The sequence below is a fragment of the Advenella kashmirensis W13003 genome (genome assembly GCF_000506985.1).
GTDB classification, from domain to species: Bacteria; Pseudomonadota; Gammaproteobacteria; order Burkholderiales; family Burkholderiaceae_B; genus Advenella; species Advenella kashmirensis_A.
The window spans coordinates 336,190-353,610 of sequence record NZ_KI650981.1; the positions used below are offsets into that span (position 1 = coordinate 336,190).

The following is a 17,421-nucleotide window of genomic DNA, read 5'->3' on the forward strand; positions in this document are numbered from 1 at the left end:
GGCGTCATGAATCAGACTGAAAAGCAAAGTAGCGCTGCCGACAAGACACCGCATTCGGGCCAGCCTGTCGTCGGCGTCATCATGGGTTCGTCCAGCGATTGGGACGTCATGAAAAACGCCACCGACATGCTCGAACAGTTCGGCGTGCCCTATAAGGCTCAGGTTATTTCAGCCCATCGCATGCCGCAAGACATGGCTGAATATGGCGCGGCGGCTTACGACAGCGGTCTGCGCGCCATTATTGCAGGCGCGGGCGGTGCCGCGCATCTGCCCGGTATGATGGCTGCGCTCACCGAAGTGCCTGTTTTTGGCGTGCCGGTTCCTTCGCGGTATCTGCGCGGCGAAGATTCCCTGTTGTCGATTGTACAGATGCCCAAGGGCATCCCTGTCGCCACCTTCGCCATCGGCGAAGCAGGGGCAGCCAATGCCGCACTGCACGTGATTGCCATGTTGTCCATGACGAATGCAACACTGCGCGAACAGTTGCGGGCCTTCCGGGAAAAACAGACCAATACTGCCCGGGCCATGACCTTGCCGCCCGCTCCCAAGAATTGAAAGAGACGTATTCATGCACACACCGATAGCACTTTCCGACCGTATTCATCCTGGCGAATGGCTGGGCATGCTGGGCGGCGGCCAGTTGGGTCGCATGTTCTGTCACGAAGCCCAGAAACTCGGGTACAAGGTGGTGGTACTGGATCCGTCGGGCAACAGTCCTGCCGGCATGGTCGCCGAACGACACCTGTCGGCGGCCTATGATGACATCGTCGCACTCAAAGAGCTGGCTGCGATGACGCCGGCGGTGACGACCGAATTTGAAAACGTACCCGCCAGTAGCCTGAAGCAACTTTCGGCACGGTGCCGCGTAACGCCAGGCGCCGCCGCAGTGGCCGTGGTGCAGGACCGGATTGCAGAAAAAGCCTTTATCAGTGCCCAGGACATTCCCGTGGCGCCGTACTGCGAGGTGCGCGCCGACGAAGATCTCACACAGGCACCGGATGAACTGTTTCCCGGCATCCTGAAAGTGGCGCGTCTGGGCTACGATGGTAAGGGCCAGCAACGGGTTTCCTCTCGCGAGGAAGCCATCGAAGCGTTCCGGGTGTTTGGCCAGATTCCCTGTGTTCTGGAAGCCATGCTGCCGCTTGAACGTGAAATTTCAGTTGTGATGGCGCGTGGTATTAACGGTGAAACCGCAATTTTCCCCATCGGTATTAATACCCATGAAGAAGGGATTCTGGCCAGTACGGTCGTTGCGCCTGGTCTGGTCAAGGACGACCTGGCCACGCAGGCTCGTCATGCGGCCGTTCGCATTGCTGAAGGTCTCAATTATCAAGGGGTGCTTTGCGTCGAATTTTTCGTGCTGTCCGATGGCAGCCTGATTGCAAATGAAATTGCACCGCGTCCCCATAACAGTGGTCATTACACGATGGATGCCTGCGTCACCAGCCAGTTTGAACAGCAGGTACGCGTTATGACCGGTATGCCCCTGGGGTCGACCGATCTGCTCACGCCGGTCGTTATGCTCAATATTCTTGGGGATTGCTGGTTCAACGGTAATGCGAGCCATCCCAGGGAGCCGCAATGGCATGAGATTCTTGCCATACCAGGGGTGTCCCTGCATTTGTACGGCAAAGACGAGCCGCGTCCTGGCCGAAAAGTCGGGCATATCAATGTTGTGGGCACCACCATTGAGCTTGCGAAAGAGCGCGCGCGCGATGTCATTCGAAAATTGGGCATTCGCACTTATCTGCCGTAACGCTTTAGCACGTATTTTTTACAACCGGGGCTGCTCGTGCCACAAGCCTATTACAGCCCCGACCCAGCCTGACAGACCCTCTCCATGACCGCTACGACTACTGCTATTGAACATGCAGCCCGCATCCTGAACGAAGGCGGGCTGGTGGCGTTGCCCACCGAAACGGTTTATGGGCTGGGCGCAGACGCCGAAAGCGCACAGGCCGTGGCTAAAATCTATGCGGCCAAGCAGCGGCCGGCAAATCATCCTCTAATCGTACATGTGGCTCCCGAAGCGGACTTATCCTATTGGACCCGGGATATTCCGCAAGAGGCACGCAAGCTGATAGAGGCCTTCTGGCCCGGCCCATTGACGCTGATTCTGCCTAAAAATCCGGCCATCGATGACGCTGTCACCGGCGGTCAGGATAGTATCGGGCTGCGTTGCCCCTCCCACCCGGTTGCGATGGCCTTGATTCGCGCCTTTGCCCGCCTGCGCGAGTCCGGACAGGCGGGAATCGCCGCACCGTCTGCAAACCGATTCGGTCATGTTTCACCCACCCGGGCCCAGCATGTCCGGGACGAATTCCCGCAGGAGTGTGCCAATGGCATGCCGGTGCTGGAAGGCGGCGATACAGAAATCGGCATCGAATCGACCATCGTCGATGTGTCGCGAATTGCCCAGGGTGTACCCGTTGTGTTGCTACGGCCCGGCCATATCTCGGCGACGCAGCTGGAGCAGGTGCTGGGATACCCGCCGGCCCGGCCCGACGGCGCCGTCCCGCGCGCGTCCGGTACGCTAAAAGCACACTATGCGCCGCAAACGCGTCTTAGCCTGTTCGATGCCAGCGACCTTAAAGGGCTGCTGGCGAGCCGTCCGCAGCAGGAGCGGTGGGCCGTCTATGCTTTTGAGGCCCAGCCGAATGGGCTGCCGGCGCAAATTCAATGGCATCAGGTCCCGTCCGATCCGGTCCGCTACGCTCACGATCTGTACGCACTGCTACGCGACGCGGATCAGCAGCATTTTGATCATCTGCTGATCCAGCGCCTGCCGGGCGATGTCGCCTGGGACGCGATCAGCGACCGCCTGCAGCGCGCAGCTGCTGCGTTTGAATAAAAAAAATGCCCTCAATTTCCTCTTGCTAACCACAATTTGCAAATGTCTCAATTGTGGGTAACATAGTGTAAGTTAGTGGTTAATAAAGTGCGTCGCGTAGGTGAAACATGCTCACAGAAGATGAATTAGATTTGTTGCGGTCAGTAGAAAAGAGGGTAACTAACCCACGTGCCCGAACGACGACCAAAGCGAGACATGAGCAATTGAATTACGATTTGGTTTCAGTTGATAGAAAGTATAGATTTCGGTTATTTACCCGACAAAGTCTTGTTATCAACGATGGATTTTCCTGTGGCATACAACTTATTCGCAACAACGCGTCGATTATGCTCGCCAGATATAACGGAGCTGACCACGCTCATGTCAACTCACTGGACGGAACGAAATTTGCCCCGCATTGTCATATTCACATTGCAACTCCTGAATATATTGAGGCCGGCCGACGACCAGAGGGCTATGCTGAAATAACAACGCGGTATACCGATTTAAACGGCGCATTTAATTGTTTGATAACGGATTGGAATATAACTGGACTAAAATCAAGACGAGTCTCAGCTCTAGAAGATCTTATCGTTGAATCCAATTTGTCATTATTTGATAGTCAAAAATGAATCTATTGAAGGAACAACTTTGCACGGCAATGTGCGCTGATATTTCACTGACAGAAGTTGGTGATGGGAGTTATTTCGTCTCAACGCCATTCACTTTTTCCGATGGCGATAATTATGCTATCTACTTAAATCGCCTGGCATCTGGCGGATGGCGCATAACAGACCACGGCTTAACAATGATGCATCTAAGCTATGATCTGGACATAGACAAACTGAAAGACGGAACACGAGCTAAGATATTCGAACAGATACTGGGCGAGCATGGACTTGAAACGGATGATGGAGAACTGTTTATTGAGGTGCCTGCGGATGCTCTGTCAAATGGAATATTCACTTTCGGACAAGGCATAACACGAATTCACGATTTGTCTTTACTGAGTCGGATCAACGTTGAAAGTACGTTTTACGATGATTTAAAGGAGAAACTCCTGGAGATTTGCGGAGACGGATTGGAGATTAACTACTCTGTCCCAGGTCTCGCAGACCACAAGTTGTATCCGATAGATTTTGCAATCAGTTCGAAAAAGCCCCTTTTCATTTTCGGTGTGTCAAATCGAGAGAAAGCACGATTAGCGACCATTATTTTGCAGTATCTTCAAAAGAATCATGTCGTTTTTCGGAGTCTGATCGTCTATCAGGATATGTGGGCGATTCCTCGATCGGATTTGTCTCGCCTTACGGCGGCAGCAAACGATCAGATACCCTCTTTAGATAATGTGGATGATCTGGAGAGAAAAATAGTCGACGCAACAGCGGCTTAAGTCACTTGAAACGTTTGAATAATCTGTTTTCCCGCCCGTTTTCTTGATCCGATAGCCTGCTTGGCTTTACCCGCCGAGCCAAACCGGATTATGATGGCTCTATTGGAACCTCCGGAACATTCTATGTTAGAAATCAAGAACCTGCAGGAAATGGTGGACGTACGCAGGGATATCCACGCTCATCCCGAATTGGCCTATGAAGAGAACAGAACGGCGCAGGTAATCTGTCGCAAGCTGACGCAGTGGGGCATTCCCTTTGAGACGGGTATCGGCAGGACCGGTGTAGTCGCCACCATCAAGGCAGGCACTTCCGACAAGGCGATCGCTCTGCGTGCCGATATGGACGCGCTGCCCATGCAGGAAGAAAACCGGTTCGCCCATCGCTCTACCCACGACGGCAAAATGCACGGCTGCGGCCACGATGGTCACACCACCATGCTATTGACCGCTGCGTATTATCTGAATGAAACCCGTCAGTTTGATGGTACCGTGCATTTGATCTTCCAGCCGGCAGAAGAGGGCGCTGCAGGCGCCAAGGCCATGCTTGACGATGGCCTGCTTGAACGTTTTCCGTTCGAAGCCGTTTTTGGCATGCACAATTGGCCAGGCCTGCCCGAAGGCGCATTCGGTTACCGTAGCGGGCCTTTAATGGCTTCAAGTAATGTGTTCAGGATCACGGTGACAGGAAAAGGCGGTCATGCAGCTGCGCCGGCCGATTGTGCCGATCCGGTGCCTGCCATTGCACAGATTGCGGTGGCGTTGCAAACCGTCGTCTCGCGTTCGGTCCGTCCGATTGATCCTGCCGTGCTCTCCATCACGCAAATTCATACCGGTTCTGCAAACAACGTGATTCCCGATAGCGGCTGGCTGGCAGGCGCAGTGCGCTGTTTTTCCGAAGAGGTCATTGACCTGATGGAAAAGCGTATGCGTGAACTGGCCACCCAGATTGCGAACAGTTTTGGCTGTACATGCGAAATTGATTTTGACCGCAAATATCCTCCGCTGGTCAACACGCCGGATGAGACCGACTTCTGCCGACAAGTCATGGAGTCGTTGTATGGTGACGATAAGCGTGACGAAATGGTTCGGGAGCATGTGCAGGTCATGCCATCCGAAGATTTTTCCTTTTTCCTGCGCGAGCGGCCAGGCAGTTATGTCTTTCTGGGCAACGGCGATGGCAATCATCGTGAGCCGGATCATGGTCTGGGGCCCTGCATGCTGCACAACCCCAGCTACGATTTCAATGACAGCCTGATTCCTGTGGGGGCAAGCTACTGGATCCGGCTGACTGAAAGGTATCTGGCGGCCAAAGCAAGCTAACCGCACACCTCTAATCATTCCCGGTACCGATGCGACCGGGGAAGACGGCCCGCGTCGACCCCCAAACGCACTAAGGGCAGTTAACTACAAAGATGCGATGACGGTAACGATCGCATATTGATGTGTGAGACTTCCCCTTGTCTGCAAGCCGGATTCTATTTTACGGCGCCATATTTTTTCAGGATCTCCACTGTTTTGTCTATTGGCAACGCTTCCACAACACGGCCGTCCCTGCCCGTGGTTGTTGTTGCTTTAAGTAGAGAGTTATAAATGGCTTCCTCGGTTGCCTCTACGGTCGCAAGAAAGAGCGGTGACATGGCGTTATTGCCAAGCACTTTTGTTTCCCGTATCGCTTCAGACGAGTTGATCCGACTTTCCGGTGCAGTGCTGAAGGCAATGACGTAATCACCGCTGCCATTGGTCGCTGGGGACCCCGTGCGGGCCAGTCCGAGCATCGCTCTTTTTGCCAGTCGCTCCAGATTTCTGCTACCCAGCGGCGCATCGGTGGCAACGATCATCATGATGGATCCATCCGCACGATCGCTGACGTGATCAAGCTGGATCGGATCATGCTTCGTTAGCGTCAACGCGCCATTACCAACATGCGCGCTGACTTTTTTGCCTTCGATGGCTTCTTTCAAATAGTAGCGGCCCAATTCCTTGCCCACCGGCGCGCCGTTCATGGTAAGCACGCCGCCGAAGTTGGTCTGCACCAGCACGCCCACCGTGTAGCCGCCTGCGCTTTCAGGCACCACCCGTGACGACGTGCCGATGCCTCCCTTGAATCCGAAAGCTTCTGTGCCGGTGCCAGCGCCGACGGCGCCTTCTTCGACAGGACCATTACCGGCCGATTTTAATGCGGCGAACACTTGCTCCTGGCCGACGTGCCTGCCGCGCAGGTCGTTAAGCTGGCCATCATTGGTCTCGCCTACCACGGCATTGATTGACCGTACGTCCTCGTTACCCGGCAGCGCCAGCATCCAGTCCAGCAAGGCGTCGGCCACACGCGGTACGTTGAGGGTTCCAGTCAACAGGATGGGGGTTTCGATCTCACCCAATTCGCTGATCTGGGTCGAACCCATGAGTTTGCCGAACCCGTTTCCGACATACACAGCAGCAGCTACCTTTTCCTTGAAAAGGTTACCCGCATGAGGCAGGATTGCTGTTACGCCGGTACGTATGTCGTCACCCTTGTTCAATGTGGTCTGGCCCACCAGAACACCGTTGACATCTGTGATGGCATTCAGTTTGCCGGGAGACAGGACACCGCTGATCAGGCCGATATCACGCGCCCGTGGCCGGTTGTCGTTGTCATTGGCAGGTGCCTGTGCGTGAGCACAGACGAAGACAGAGGCCAACATGATTGAAAGTAACTTTGGTGCGGTAGAGCGCATTTAAATCTCCAAAAAATTCGACGACCATAAATTAACTTTATTAATACAGAACCTTAAAAAATAGTATTTCTGCGCCTGCAATGTCTGACTGAGGTGCATCGATTGGTTTTTCATAGGTAGTTTGTTATCTCAGCATGTGTTGCCCATAGCATTAAACCTGCTTTTGAACGAGAAGTGAAGTATGAGAAAGTCGATGGACCTCCAATGCCAGGATACCGGCATTCATTTTCTTACCTTAAATGAGATATACATAGGGTTATTCCGGTCGTTGAATATTTCAAATGTGTATATTATTCATAATAATGAAAATTTCATTTTGAATATTCAAGACGCACGGGATGGATGCCATGGACCCTGTTACGCCAACATCCGCCGCCAGATTCACTGGAAAAATCGTGTCATTTGTGGATTTCTGGCTGGGTCAGCAGTTGCGTGATATCCGGCGCCGCCAGGGTCTGTCACTGGAACAGGTCGCGCGCAAGGCGGACATCTCGATTGGTTCGCTGAGCCAGATAGAGCGCGGGATGACTTCGCCGACTGTGAATATGCTGAACCGGATTTCCGGCGCACTGAATATTTCGCTCAATGAGCTACTGAGCAACACCGAATGCACCGATGAGCAGACCGACGGTTGGGTCGCCCGGGCGGCCTCGCACAAGCAGGTGGTGATGAAAGATAAAAAAATTATTAAAAAAATCATTACCCCGGCGCGCTGCCGATCCCTGGATTTGTACCAGGCCATCATTCAGCCAGGCGGCAGCTCGGGGGACGAGTGGATCACCACCCGAAGCGGCGAAATCAGCGGGCTGATCATTTATGGTCAATTGCAGCTGTGGTTTGATAACCGCTACGTCAGGCTTGAGCAGAATGATACGTTTTGCTATACGAGCGAGATGCCACGCAAGTGGAGCAACCCGACCGATCAGGACACCTGTGTACTGTGGGTTATTACCAAACCCGAAAGGGAATAGGAGAATATCATGCGTATGAAAAAACTGTTATCTGTGTGTATGCTGGCCGCTTGTCTGAACGGATCGGTTGCGCTGGCCGCGGACAATTACAAAGTCGGGTCCACCCCTACCGGCATGCCGTTTACCTATCTGGATGCGAAGTCAGGAAAAATTGCGGGTGTCATGGTCGATGTCATTGACGCCGTTTCGAAAAAAGCCGGCTTCACCTATGAGATCAGTCCAATGGTCTTTTCGGCCCTGATCGGATCGTTGCAATCCAAACGAATCGATATTATTTCTGCCGCGATGCTCAAGTCGGCGGAGCGAGCAAAAATCATCGACTTTACCAACACCATTTTCAGCTATGGAGAAGGCCTGGTTGTGCCTGAGGACGACAAGACAGAGTACAGAAGTCTTGAGGATTTGAAGGGTAAGACCGTGGGTATCCAGATAGGTACGACTTACATTGCCCCGGCACAAAAAGCGGGTATCACGGATGTGAAGCTGTACGACGCCTCGACTGACATGATGCGCGATCTGGAAAAGGGACGGGTACAGGCCGTTCTGGTGGATCAGCCGATTGCTGCCGCGTATCTCACCAATAACATGTTCAAAGGCGTGCGCTTGGTTGAAAGCTACAAGCCAGCAGTTGTTCTGGATCTCGGCCTGATTACGCGCAAGAATGAAAAGGCGTTGCAACAGAAGCTCAACACAGCCATCGATGCCCTGAAGAGTGACGGGACGATCACCGCTATTCTGAAAAAATGGAAACTTGAAAAATAAGTGATGCGCTTGCGCGGGCACGCATCCTTATATATGCCGGCGCCACAGACGACAAACGCAATTGAAGGCGATATATGGATGAATTGTCGGTACGCATTGTTCAGTATTTTCCTGTGCTTTTGCAGGGAGTCAAGGCCACGCTCATCGTAACAGCCGGATCACTGTTATTGTCAACCGTGCTTGGTATGATATGGGCGCTCATGCGCAGTTCCGGCGTACGCTGGCTGGCATGGTTCAGCGAGAGCGCGGTCAATATCATCCGCGGTATCCCGATTATCGTCATTCTGTTTTACGTTTATTTTGTCTTCCCCGACATAGGCATCGATGTCAACGCCATACAGGCGTCCATTCTTGGACTGGGCGTAGCGTACTCGGCCTATCAGTCGGAAAATTTCCGTGCGGGCATCGAAGCGATCGATCACGGGCAGGTCGAGGCTTCGCAGTCCATGGGTATGACATGGACCACCATGATGCGGCGGGTCATTCTGCCCCAGGCGGTGCGAATTACGTTGCCTCCCTACGGCAACACCATGATCATGATGCTCAAGGACTCTTCGCAGGCCTCTACCATTACGGTTGCAGAACTGGCCATGCAGGGAAAACTGCTGGCGACATCGAATTTTGACAATATCACTGTTTTTACCATGGTCGCCGTGATGTATCTGGTGATGTGCATGCCCCTTATTTTTCTTGTCAAATATCTGGAAAAACGGACCAAGCCAGCATGATTACACTTCAAAATGTTCACAAGCGCTTTGGCCAGAATCATGTTTTGCGTGGTGTCGATGCCAGGGTCGATAATGGTGAAGTTGTCTGTATTATCGGGCCGTCGGGATCGGGCAAGTCAACGATCCTGCGTTGTATCAACGGACTGGAAAGCTATGAAGAGGGCAGCATTCACATTGACGAAAAAATGGTAGATCGTCAAAGTACTCATCTGCGACAGATTCGTCAGGAAGTGGCAATGGTGTTTCAGCGCTTCAATCTTTTCCCTCATCGTACTGCCCTGGAAAATGTCATGGAAGGGCCGATCTATGTGAAAGGTCTTCCTCGTACGCAGGCGCGTGATGCGGCGACGCACTATCTGGAAAAGGTCGGTCTGGCCGATAAAATGTCTTCGTTTCCTCAGCAGCTGTCGGGCGGACAGCAACAGCGCGTGGCCATTGCGCGCGCGTTGGCCATGGAACCGCAAGCCATTTTATTTGACGAGCCGACCTCTGCACTTGATCCGGAACTGGTGGGGGAGGTATTGGCGGTTATGGCTGATATGGCCCGGGCCGGCATGACCATGATTGTCGTGACGCACGAAATGGCGTTTGCCAAGGAAGTGGCCGACCGAGTCCTGTTTTTTGATCAGGGCGTGATTGTGGAAGAGGGTAAAGCCACTGATATTCTCAATGCGCCACAGCATCCACGTACCCAGGACTTTCTGCGGCGTGTTCTGCATCCGTTTTGAGATTTTTACTTTGGATTTAAGGATCTGCCATGTTTCCCGACAATCGATTTCCCCTGTCTCCCGCCCTGTGGCACGATACGGCCGTCGCAGCGCCGGTAACCACAGCGCTTGACGGTCCGGCCGACACCGACACATTAATTATAGGCGCGGGCTACGCCGGGTTGAGCACAGCACTGCATCTTGCACAGGCAGGCAGTCAGTGTATGGTGCTTGACGCCAGAGAGATCGGCTTTGGCGGATCCGGCCGCAATGGCGGGCAATTGGTGCCTGGTCTGAAAAAGGATCCGACTGAACTGCTGAATGCTTACGGACCGGCACGAGGGCGGCAACTGATCGACTTTGCAGATGCGACTGCACGCACGGTCTATTCTCTTATCGATCAATATCAGCTCAACGTGCCGCACACGCGCAGTGGCTGGATCCAGCCGGCGCATTCAAAGGTGACACTTGAATTAGTGAAGAAGCGCGTTGCCGATTGGCAAAGGCAGGGGGCGCCTGTACGTCCCTTGTCGCGCAGCGAAGTGGGCGATTTACTGGGCACGGATCAATATCATGGTGGCTGGTTTGACGAGCGCGGCGGCTCATTGCAGCCCTTGAGTTATGTGCGCGAGCTTGCGCGCGCGGCTATTGAGGAGGGGGCCACCGTACACACAGCGACGCCGGTGGCATCGATCCGCAAAAAAGGCAGCGGCTGGCTTGCTGTCACGGAAAAAGGTGATGCCGTCCACGCACGTCGCATCGTTGTATGCGCCAATGCTTATAGTGATGGGATTTGGAAGAACCTGAAAGAAACGGTCGTAGACCCCAATACCTATCAGGTTGCAACGGCGCCGCTACCTGAAGAAATCGCTAAAACCATTTTGCCGCAGGGCCAACCGGTATCAGATACACGCAATCTGTTGCTTTACTTTCGCAAGGACCACACCGGGCGGTTTCTGATGGGGGGACGGGGGCCGTTTCGCGAGCCGAGAGGCCGGCAGGACTGGGATCACCTGCAAAAAGCCATTACACTGCTATATCCGCAACTCAAAGATATTCCATTTGAATATTATTGGTGCGGCAGGGTGTCGGTCACTCAGGATTATATGCCGCATTTGCATCAGCCCGAACCCGGATTGATCTTGAATATCGGCTGTCAGGGCCGCGGCATCGGCTTGCAGACTGCAATGGGCAAGGCTTTGGCAGCGTATTTGACCTCTGGTGATCAGGCGTCGCTGCCAATCCCTTTTACCCCAGTGCGGCGCCTGCCTTTTTATGGCTTGCGCAAACTGTATGTTGGCGCCCTGATCGCCTGGTACCGTTATCTGGATAGCCGGACTTAATTTTTTATTTATTATTCGATTTCGAATTCGTTATAGAGCAGGACAAAACATGATACCCGTCGTACTCGCATCAGAAAGCAGCGCCGCAACACAGAAATGGTTAAAACTGATTCAACAGCATTTTCCGGAACTGGATGCCCATATTTTTGATTCCGCAGATAACGAAAAACCGAAAGAGGTCCGCGCCGCGATTGTCTGGAAACCTCAGTCAGAACTCTTTGAGCGCTATCCGCAACTGAATCTGATATTCAATATGGGTGCGGGGGTAGACGCGATTTTGCGCCAGTCCGGTATTCCCCCGACCGCGCGCATTATTCGACTGGAAGACGGTGGCCTGGCCAATCCCATGATTGAATACGTGGTGCATTATTTATCGGGTATCACCCGCAATTTTGCCGTCTATGAGCAGAACCGGGCGCAACGCCTGTGGCAGAGTGCAGAACAGACGCCGGTAGATCGTCTGACAGTCGGCGTCATGGGATTGGGCGTCATCGGCGCCCGAATCGCCCAGGCGCTCAGCGCGCTGGATTATCCGGTACAAGGCTGGTCGCGTAGTCCCAAGGAGCTGCCTGGTGTCACATGCTTTCATGGCGAGTCGCAGTTTGCCGACTTTCTGGGATCGAGCCAGATCCTGATCAACGTGCTGCCGCTGACCGATGAAACGCGCGATATTCTGAACCGCGACTCGCTGCAGCGTCTGCCGCAAGGCGCGGTATTGATGAATATCGGACGAGGCGAGCATGTGGTGGAATCAGATCTCATTGAGCTGCTGGACAGCGGTCACCTCTCGCGTGCCGTTCTGGATGTGACGCGCCAGGAACCGTTACCTGTCGATCACGCGTTCTGGTCACACCCCGCTATCACACTGACGCCCCATATTTCCGGACCCACGAACCATTATGTGGCGCTGGGCCAGATACGGGACAAACTGCAGGACGCGTTGCAGGGTAAGCCCATTACCGGCGAAGTCAAACGGGATGCGGGTTATTGAGCCAACATGAGAATATTGATTCAGCGGGTACGTCAGGCCAGTGTTGTCGTCGAAGAGAGAGAGGTCGCCGGCATCGGTGCCGGTCTGCTGTTGCTGGTGGGTATTGCGCCTGACGATACCGAGCAGGACGCGCAGTATCTGCTGCGCAAGACATTGGCCTTGCGTATTTTCAACGACGAATGTGGTGTGATGAATCTGTCTGTTCTGGATGCAGGCGCACAGATTCTGGCGGTTAGTCAGTTTACGCTGATGGCAAACACTCGCAAGGGGAATCGCCCGTCGTATACCGGCGCGGCACGCCCTGAATTTGCCGGGCCTTTTTTCGAGCACTTTGTGCAACAGCTGTCCGAGTCAATGGGGCGACCCGTTCCCACCGGCGTCTTTGGCGCAGATATGAAAGTGTCGCTTGTTAACGACGGGCCGGTGACGATCATGCTGGACAGTCGTGACCGATAGTTGCCTGAATCCGCCGATCTGTCAGCGGATGTTCCGTGGCTGGCCAAGGTACGGGAGCCGCTAGTGGACGTCATTTATATTTATGTCATTCTGGGCGCAGTGGTCGCCGGCTTTGTGCAAGGATTGTCCGGCTTTGGCTTTGGGCTGGTTTCCATGTCCCTATGGGCCTGGGTGCTTGATCCACGCCTGGCCGCCGCGCTGGCCGTATTTGGTGGCATGACGGGCCAGATTGTCGGGACATTGTCACTGCGGCGCGGATTCAATGCCCGGGTGCTGGCACCCTATGTACTGGGCGGGCTGGTCGGTGTGCCGCTGGGCGTGGTGCTGCTGCCCATGCTTGATGTCAATATGTTCAAGGCTGCGCTGGGGTGTCTGCTGCTGCTTTGGTGTCCGGTGATGATTTTCGCAAGGAAACTGCCCAAAATCACCTTTGGAGGACATGTTGCCAATGCGGTTATTGGTGTGGGCGGCGGGGTCATGGGTGGACTGGGTGGCTTCTCGGGTGTGCTGCCGACCCTGTGGTGCACGCTTCGTTATTCCAATCGTGATACGCAGCGCGCCATTATCCAGAACTTCAATCTGTCCATGCTGTCGCTGACCATGCTTTCCTATGTGTTGAGCGGGCTGGTCACCAAACCCATGTTGCCCATGTTTTTGCTGGTTTTGCCCTCGATTCTGATTCCGTCCTTTATTGGAACAAGGGTGTATGCGGGATTCAGTCCTGAACGCTTCCGGCTGGTGGTGCTGGTGTTGCTGACCTTTGCGGGGGCAGCGTTGCTTGCATCCTCCGTTCCGCACCTGATCGCCTTGTGATGGTGCCCGCAGCTTGCAGGAGGTGAAGCACGCAACTGGGGACACGCAAGTCATGCTAGTGGGAGCAGGAGAGTCATGCCACGCGCTCCGTCTTTTTGCGGATGCACAGAAAGCACTGTTTAATCCGATAGAAAAAATCAGAACAGCAGATAGTACAGCACAGGAATCACAATCGCGGTAAAGATCCCATTCAAACTCATTCCCAGGCTGGCGTAGGAACCTGCTTCCTGGCTATGTTTGAATTCGCTCGCTGTTCCGATCACATGTGAGGTTACGCCCATGGCCAGGCCGCGCATATCGTCGTGCTGGATATTCATCCATTTGAAAATAAACGGGCCGATCGTGGCGCCCAGAATACCGGTAAAAAAGACGAAAGCGGCGGTCAGGGGGATCACGCCGCCAAGCGAGTCAGCCAGCTCAAGCGCGATGGGCATGGTTGCCGCTTTCACGGACAGCCCGATCAGGATCGCGCGATCCGCGCCCATCAGCCAGGCCAGTCCGACCGATGAGCAAACCGCCACCAGAGAGGAGACGATGAGCGCCAGTGTAATGGGTCGCAGGCGCTTTTTGATGGTTCTGCCATGCATGGCAATGGGTACAGCCAGCGCGACGGTGGCCGGTCCCAGCAGCAGGGAAAGGTAATGCGCGCCCTGCATATAGCGGGTGTAATCGATATCGAATAGCCACAGGCACAAAATAATAAGTGCGGTTGCCACCAGTACCGGGTTCAGCAAGGGGAAGTGGCCGCTGCGGGAAAACAGCCAGGTTGCCAGCCCGTAGGCCAGCAGGGTCAGCAACAAACCGGTCAGAACAGAAAGCACAGTCACTCCCTATGATCGGTTTCGGTCGGCATACCGAAAGACGAGGACGCCGGCCACAAGCGACAGCAGGGTACTGACAATAATCGCCGTGATAACGGCCGGCCAGTAACCGTCCAGCAATCGATAGCTGACCATGATGCCCACGGTGGCAGGCAGAAACAGTAGCGCCAGATGGGAGAGCAGTGCAGGGATATGCCGCGCCAGGAGGGTAAAAAGGGCTGGTCGCAGTTTGAACGCGAGCAATAGCAGAAGCAGCCCCACGATGGGGCCAGGCAACGGCACCGGCAGCATCCGGCTGACCCCTTCACCAGCGAAATAACAAACAGCAACGACAAGAAGCGATATCAGCATGAGCATTCGTCTGCCGAAGCAGAAGCATAAGCATAAAATAGACCCATTATACCGGCTGGCCGTCAGCACAATATCACGACCGAAAGACAAACATTTTTTACCGGCAGTATCGAATATGTACCTCTTTGCCGGGCATCGCCAACTGCGTTCCAAACCTTCATATCACAAACGGATTGGTGCGGGGATGTGGTACTCTTTTAATAATCAATTCAATCAAAATCATAAAATTATTCCATGACAGGAACAGGAGTCAGTCCATGAAGCTTAAGAATGCCAGTCTGCTCAAAGACAAGTGTTATATCAACGGTAAATGGGTCGGTGGCAAGGAAGTCATTGAGGTGACCAACCCCGCTACAGGAAAACGTGTCGGGACCGTACCCAAGCTGGGGAAAAAAGAAACAGCCGATGCGATCAAGGCGGCCGACAAGGCCTGGCCTGCATGGAAGGGGCTGACCGCCAAAGAGCGTTCCGCCATTCTTCGCAAATGGTTTGTGCTTATCAATGAGAACGCAGATGATCTCGCCCTGATCATGACCACCGAGCAGGGCAAACCGCTGGCCGAAGCCAAAGGAGAAGTGACCTATGCTGCTTCGTTTATCGAATGGTTTGCCGAAGAGGCAAAGCGTGTGTACGGAGATACGATACCTGCGCCTCAGACCACCCAGCGCATCGTGGTGACCAAGGAGCCCATCGGTGTATGTGCCGCCATCACGCCCTGGAATTTCCCGGCTGCCATGATCACGCGAAAAGTGGCGCCTGCGCTGGCAGCCGGTTGCACCGTGGTGATCAAGCCTGCTTCTCAGACACCGCTGACTGCGCTCGCCCTGATCGAGCTGGCAGAACAGGCGGGCGTGCCGCCAGGCGTCATGTCGCTGATAACCGGTAATTCATCTGAAATCGGCAAAGAACTGTGCAGCAATCCGCTGGTGCGCAAGGTCAGTTTCACCGGCTCTACGGAAGTGGGACGCCTGCTGATGGAGCAGTCGGCCAGTACCATCAAAAAAGTCTCCATGGAATTGGGCGGCAATGCGCCGTTTATTGTCTTTGATGATGCTGATATTGATGCGGCGGTTGAAGGCGCGATTATTTCCAAATATCGAAATGCCGGCCAGACCTGCGTATGCGCGAACCGTATTTATGTGCAGAAGGATGTATACAAGGAATTTACCAAAAAACTGGTCGCGGCCGTCGAGAAGCTGGTTATCGGTGACGGCACCGGCAAGAATGTGCAGATCGGCCCCCTGATCGACGAGAAGGCAGTAGAAAAAGTCGAGAGCCACATCAGCAATGCACTGGAGCATAAAGCCAAAGTGCTGACTGGCGGCAAGCGCAGCAAACTGGGCGGTTTGTTCTTTGAACCCACCGTTATTGCGAACGCCACCCAGGATATGGCCTTTGCCCGCGAAGAGACCTTTGGCCCATTGGCACCGGTCTTCAAGTTCGATACGGATGCCGATGTCATTCGCATGGCCAATGACACAGAATTCGGGCTGGCCGCGTATTTTTATGCGCGTGATCTGGGCCGTGTATGGCGCGTTGCCGAACAGCTGGAGTATGGCATTGTCGGCATCAACACCGGTCTTATTTCAACTGAAGTCGCGCCTTTTGGCGGTGTCAAACAGTCGGGTCTTGGCCGGGAAGGGTCGCATTATGGCATTGATGATTATCTGGTCATTAAATATATGCTGATGGGTGGTATCTGATACATGAAACTGCAAATACCCAATGCTTTCCGCCAGAAGTTGCTTGCCCGTGAAACAACCGTGGGCCTGTGGCTTAGCACGGGCAGTCCCACGCTCGCCGAGATGGCAGGGGTGTGTGGCTACGACTGGCTGCTGCTGGACGGCGAACATGCGCCTAACGACATTCCCTTGCTGATGTCACAGCTGCAGGCTGTCAATGCCAGCAGCAGCGCTGCAATCGGCCGGCCTCCTGTCAATGATCAGACCCTCATCAAGCAGTATCTGGATATCGGCTTTTACAATCTGTTGATTCCTTTCATCGAATCGCGGGAACAGGCCGAGTATGCAGTGGCGGCAACCCGCTATCCGCCTGAAGGGGTGCGGGGCGTGGCCGGTATGACGCGGGCCAGCGCTTATGGGACGGAACCCGAGTATTTCAAGCAGGTGAACCAGAATATCGGCGTTATCCTGCAGATTGAAAGCCGTGCCGGCGTCGATGCCGTCGAGGACATTGTGGCAGTCGATGGGGTGGATGCCATTTTCATCGGCCCTTCGGATTTGTCTGCAGCCTATGGTCATTTGGGCCAGCCTCAACATCCCGAAGTGCAACAGGCCATCGCACATGTGCATGAGGTCGCCAACGCAGCAGGCAAGGCCAGTGGCATCCTGGCCGTGGTGCCCGAAGACGCCCAGCGATATATCAGCATGGGTGTCAGCTTTGTGGGCATCGGTGTCGACCTGTCTGTATACAAAAATGCATTGGTGGGGCTGCGTAACCGGTTTTAGTATAATCTGTGCCGGATCGGGTGTATTTTGTCATTCTTGCGTTTTATACTAAGTTTTTGGTAAGCGAGGAATT

Annotated in this window: 20 protein-coding genes; 17 read left to right on the forward strand and 3 right to left on the reverse strand. The window is 54.1% G+C overall.

From position 1 onward, the window contains the following. Window positions 1-6: 6 nt before the first annotated feature. The 6 genes from purE (at window position 7) to W822_RS41095 (ending at window position 5,543) form a co-directional block, all read left to right on the forward strand. Window positions 7-555, forward strand: a complete 549-nt coding sequence (gene purE / locus W822_RS41075; RefSeq protein WP_024006588.1) for a 5-(carboxyamino)imidazole ribonucleotide mutase — start codon at window positions 7-9, stop codon at window positions 553-555. A gap of 13 nt (window positions 556-568) precedes the next feature. Continuing rightward, entirely contained in the window at window positions 569-1,756 is a 1,188-nt protein-coding gene (locus tag W822_RS41080) for a 5-(carboxyamino)imidazole ribonucleotide synthase (RefSeq protein WP_024006589.1), read from the forward strand. A gap of 84 nt (window positions 1,757-1,840) precedes the next feature. After that, on the forward strand, window positions 1,841-2,851 hold the full coding sequence (locus W822_RS41085; protein ID WP_024006590.1) for an L-threonylcarbamoyladenylate synthase: 1,011 nt from the start codon (window positions 1,841-1,843) through the stop codon (window positions 2,849-2,851). Between the two features lie 107 nt (window positions 2,852-2,958). Continuing rightward, window positions 2,959-3,462 carry a hypothetical protein gene (locus tag W822_RS46405; RefSeq protein WP_155848195.1) on the forward strand — a complete coding sequence of 168 codons (504 nt, stop codon included), beginning with the start codon at window positions 2,959-2,961 and terminating at the stop codon, window positions 3,460-3,462. Then, window positions 3,459-4,223, forward strand: a complete 765-nt coding sequence (locus W822_RS41090) for a DUF1828 domain-containing protein (RefSeq protein ID WP_024006591.1) — start codon at window positions 3,459-3,461, stop codon at window positions 4,221-4,223. Before W822_RS46405 ends, W822_RS41090 begins: the two co-directional genes overlap by 4 nt. Before the next feature lie 123 nt (window positions 4,224-4,346). Beyond that, window positions 4,347-5,543 carry a M20 aminoacylase family protein gene (locus W822_RS41095; RefSeq protein WP_024006592.1) on the forward strand — a complete coding sequence of 399 codons (1,197 nt, stop codon included), beginning with the start codon at window positions 4,347-4,349 and terminating at the stop codon, window positions 5,541-5,543. 155 nt (window positions 5,544-5,698) lie between these two features. Here the strand turns inward: W822_RS41095 and W822_RS41100 are convergent, their stop codons facing one another. Then, window positions 5,699-6,937, reverse strand: a complete 1,239-nt coding sequence (locus tag W822_RS41100) for a DmpA family aminopeptidase (RefSeq protein ID WP_031243353.1) — start codon at window positions 6,935-6,937, stop codon at window positions 5,699-5,701. A 395-nt stretch (window positions 6,938-7,332) separates the two neighbouring features. Between W822_RS41100 and W822_RS41105 the strand changes: the two genes are divergently transcribed. The 8 genes from W822_RS41105 to W822_RS41140 all read left to right on the forward strand — a co-directional run bounded on the left by W822_RS41105 (window position 7,333) and on the right by W822_RS41140 (window position 13,708). After that, complete coding sequence (locus W822_RS41105; RefSeq protein ID WP_172642815.1) at window positions 7,333-7,908, forward strand: helix-turn-helix domain-containing protein; 576 nt, start codon at window positions 7,333-7,335, stop codon at window positions 7,906-7,908. Window positions 7,909-7,917: 9 nt separating this feature from the next. Continuing rightward, entirely contained in the window at window positions 7,918-8,670 is a 753-nt protein-coding gene (locus tag W822_RS41110; RefSeq protein WP_367379366.1) for a substrate-binding periplasmic protein, read from the forward strand. Between the two features lie 74 nt (window positions 8,671-8,744). After that, a complete protein-coding gene (locus W822_RS41115; RefSeq protein ID WP_024006596.1) occupies window positions 8,745-9,398 on the forward strand; it encodes an amino acid ABC transporter permease in 654 nt (217 codons plus the stop codon). Then, entirely contained in the window at window positions 9,395-10,126 is a 732-nt protein-coding gene (locus tag W822_RS41120) for an amino acid ABC transporter ATP-binding protein (protein ID WP_024006597.1), read from the forward strand. The genes W822_RS41115 and W822_RS41120 overlap by 4 nt, the downstream gene beginning before the upstream one ends. Window positions 10,127-10,155: 29 nt before the next feature. Beyond that, window positions 10,156-11,448, forward strand: a complete 1,293-nt coding sequence (locus W822_RS41125) for an NAD(P)/FAD-dependent oxidoreductase (RefSeq protein ID WP_031243356.1) — start codon at window positions 10,156-10,158, stop codon at window positions 11,446-11,448. Between the two features lie 49 nt (window positions 11,449-11,497). Further along, window positions 11,498-12,439: a 2-hydroxyacid dehydrogenase gene (locus tag W822_RS41130; RefSeq protein ID WP_034280791.1), complete on the forward strand. Its 942-nt coding sequence runs from the start codon at window positions 11,498-11,500 to the stop codon at window positions 12,437-12,439. A 6-nt stretch (window positions 12,440-12,445) separates the two neighbouring features. Then, window positions 12,446-12,895, forward strand: a complete 450-nt coding sequence (gene dtd / locus W822_RS41135; RefSeq protein WP_024006600.1) for a D-aminoacyl-tRNA deacylase — start codon at window positions 12,446-12,448, stop codon at window positions 12,893-12,895. Window positions 12,896-12,958: 63 nt separating this feature from the next. Further along, window positions 12,959-13,708, forward strand: coding sequence for a sulfite exporter TauE/SafE family protein (locus W822_RS41140; protein ID WP_024006601.1), 750 nt, complete (start codon window positions 12,959-12,961; stop codon window positions 13,706-13,708). Between the two features lie 137 nt (window positions 13,709-13,845). Here the strand turns inward: W822_RS41140 and W822_RS41145 are convergent, their stop codons facing one another. Together W822_RS41145 and W822_RS41150 are read right to left on the reverse strand one after the other, a co-directional pair. Continuing rightward, entirely contained in the window at window positions 13,846-14,529 is a 684-nt protein-coding gene (locus W822_RS41145) for an LrgB family protein (RefSeq protein ID WP_172642816.1), read from the reverse strand. Window positions 14,530-14,538: 9 nt separating this feature from the next. Then, window positions 14,539-14,880: a CidA/LrgA family protein gene (locus tag W822_RS41150; RefSeq protein ID WP_024006603.1), complete on the reverse strand. Its 342-nt coding sequence runs from the start codon at window positions 14,878-14,880 to the stop codon at window positions 14,539-14,541. On the opposite strand from W822_RS41150, the gene W822_RS46410 reads away from it, so the two are divergent. The 3 genes from W822_RS46410 to W822_RS41160 are packed head-to-tail and all read left to right on the forward strand — an operon-like array spanning window position 14,879 to window position 17,348. Continuing rightward, the gene (locus tag W822_RS46410) at window positions 14,879-15,118 is read left to right on the forward strand and encodes a hypothetical protein (RefSeq protein ID WP_155848196.1); all 240 of its coding nucleotides are present in this window, start codon (window positions 14,879-14,881) and stop codon (window positions 15,116-15,118) included. The genes W822_RS41150 and W822_RS46410 overlap by 2 nt on opposite strands. A 19-nt stretch (window positions 15,119-15,137) precedes the next feature. Next, entirely contained in the window at window positions 15,138-16,583 is a 1,446-nt protein-coding gene (locus W822_RS41155) for an NAD-dependent succinate-semialdehyde dehydrogenase (RefSeq protein ID WP_024006604.1), read from the forward strand. 3 nt (window positions 16,584-16,586) lie between these two features. Then, complete coding sequence (locus W822_RS41160) at window positions 16,587-17,348, forward strand: aldolase/citrate lyase family protein (protein WP_024006605.1); 762 nt, start codon at window positions 16,587-16,589, stop codon at window positions 17,346-17,348. The last annotated feature ends 73 nt before the right edge of the window (window positions 17,349-17,421 follow it).

Coding starts and splice junctions, on each gene's coding strand:
- purE (WP_024006588.1), top strand. CDS start 7: ATGAATCAGACTGAAAAGCAAAGTAGCGCTGCCGACAAGACACCGCAT.
- W822_RS41080 (WP_024006589.1), top strand. CDS start 569: ATGCACACACCGATAGCACTTTCCGACCGTATTCATCCTGGCGAATGG.
- W822_RS41085 (WP_024006590.1), top strand. CDS start 1,841: ATGACCGCTACGACTACTGCTATTGAACATGCAGCCCGCATCCTGAAC.
- W822_RS46405 (WP_155848195.1), top strand. CDS start 2,959: ATGCTCACAGAAGATGAATTAGATTTGTTGCGGTCAGTAGAAAAGAGG.
- W822_RS41090 (WP_024006591.1), top strand. CDS start 3,459: ATGAATCTATTGAAGGAACAACTTTGCACGGCAATGTGCGCTGATATT.
- W822_RS41095 (WP_024006592.1), top strand. CDS start 4,347: ATGTTAGAAATCAAGAACCTGCAGGAAATGGTGGACGTACGCAGGGAT.
- W822_RS41100 (WP_031243353.1), bottom strand. CDS start 6,937: ATGCGCTCTACCGCACCAAAGTTACTTTCAATCATGTTGGCCTCTGTC.
- W822_RS41110 (WP_367379366.1), top strand. CDS start 7,918: ATGCGTATGAAAAAACTGTTATCTGTGTGTATGCTGGCCGCTTGTCTG.
- W822_RS41115 (WP_024006596.1), top strand. CDS start 8,745: ATGGATGAATTGTCGGTACGCATTGTTCAGTATTTTCCTGTGCTTTTG.
- W822_RS41120 (WP_024006597.1), top strand. CDS start 9,395: ATGATTACACTTCAAAATGTTCACAAGCGCTTTGGCCAGAATCATGTT.
- W822_RS41125 (WP_031243356.1), top strand. CDS start 10,156: ATGTTTCCCGACAATCGATTTCCCCTGTCTCCCGCCCTGTGGCACGAT.
- W822_RS41130 (WP_034280791.1), top strand. CDS start 11,498: ATGATACCCGTCGTACTCGCATCAGAAAGCAGCGCCGCAACACAGAAA.
- dtd (WP_024006600.1), top strand. CDS start 12,446: ATGAGAATATTGATTCAGCGGGTACGTCAGGCCAGTGTTGTCGTCGAA.
- W822_RS46410 (WP_155848196.1), top strand. CDS start 14,879: ATGAGCATTCGTCTGCCGAAGCAGAAGCATAAGCATAAAATAGACCCA.
- W822_RS41150 (WP_024006603.1), bottom strand. CDS start 14,880: ATGCTGATATCGCTTCTTGTCGTTGCTGTTTGTTATTTCGCTGGTGAA.
- W822_RS41155 (WP_024006604.1), top strand. CDS start 15,138: ATGAAGCTTAAGAATGCCAGTCTGCTCAAAGACAAGTGTTATATCAAC.
- W822_RS41160 (WP_024006605.1), top strand. CDS start 16,587: ATGAAACTGCAAATACCCAATGCTTTCCGCCAGAAGTTGCTTGCCCGT.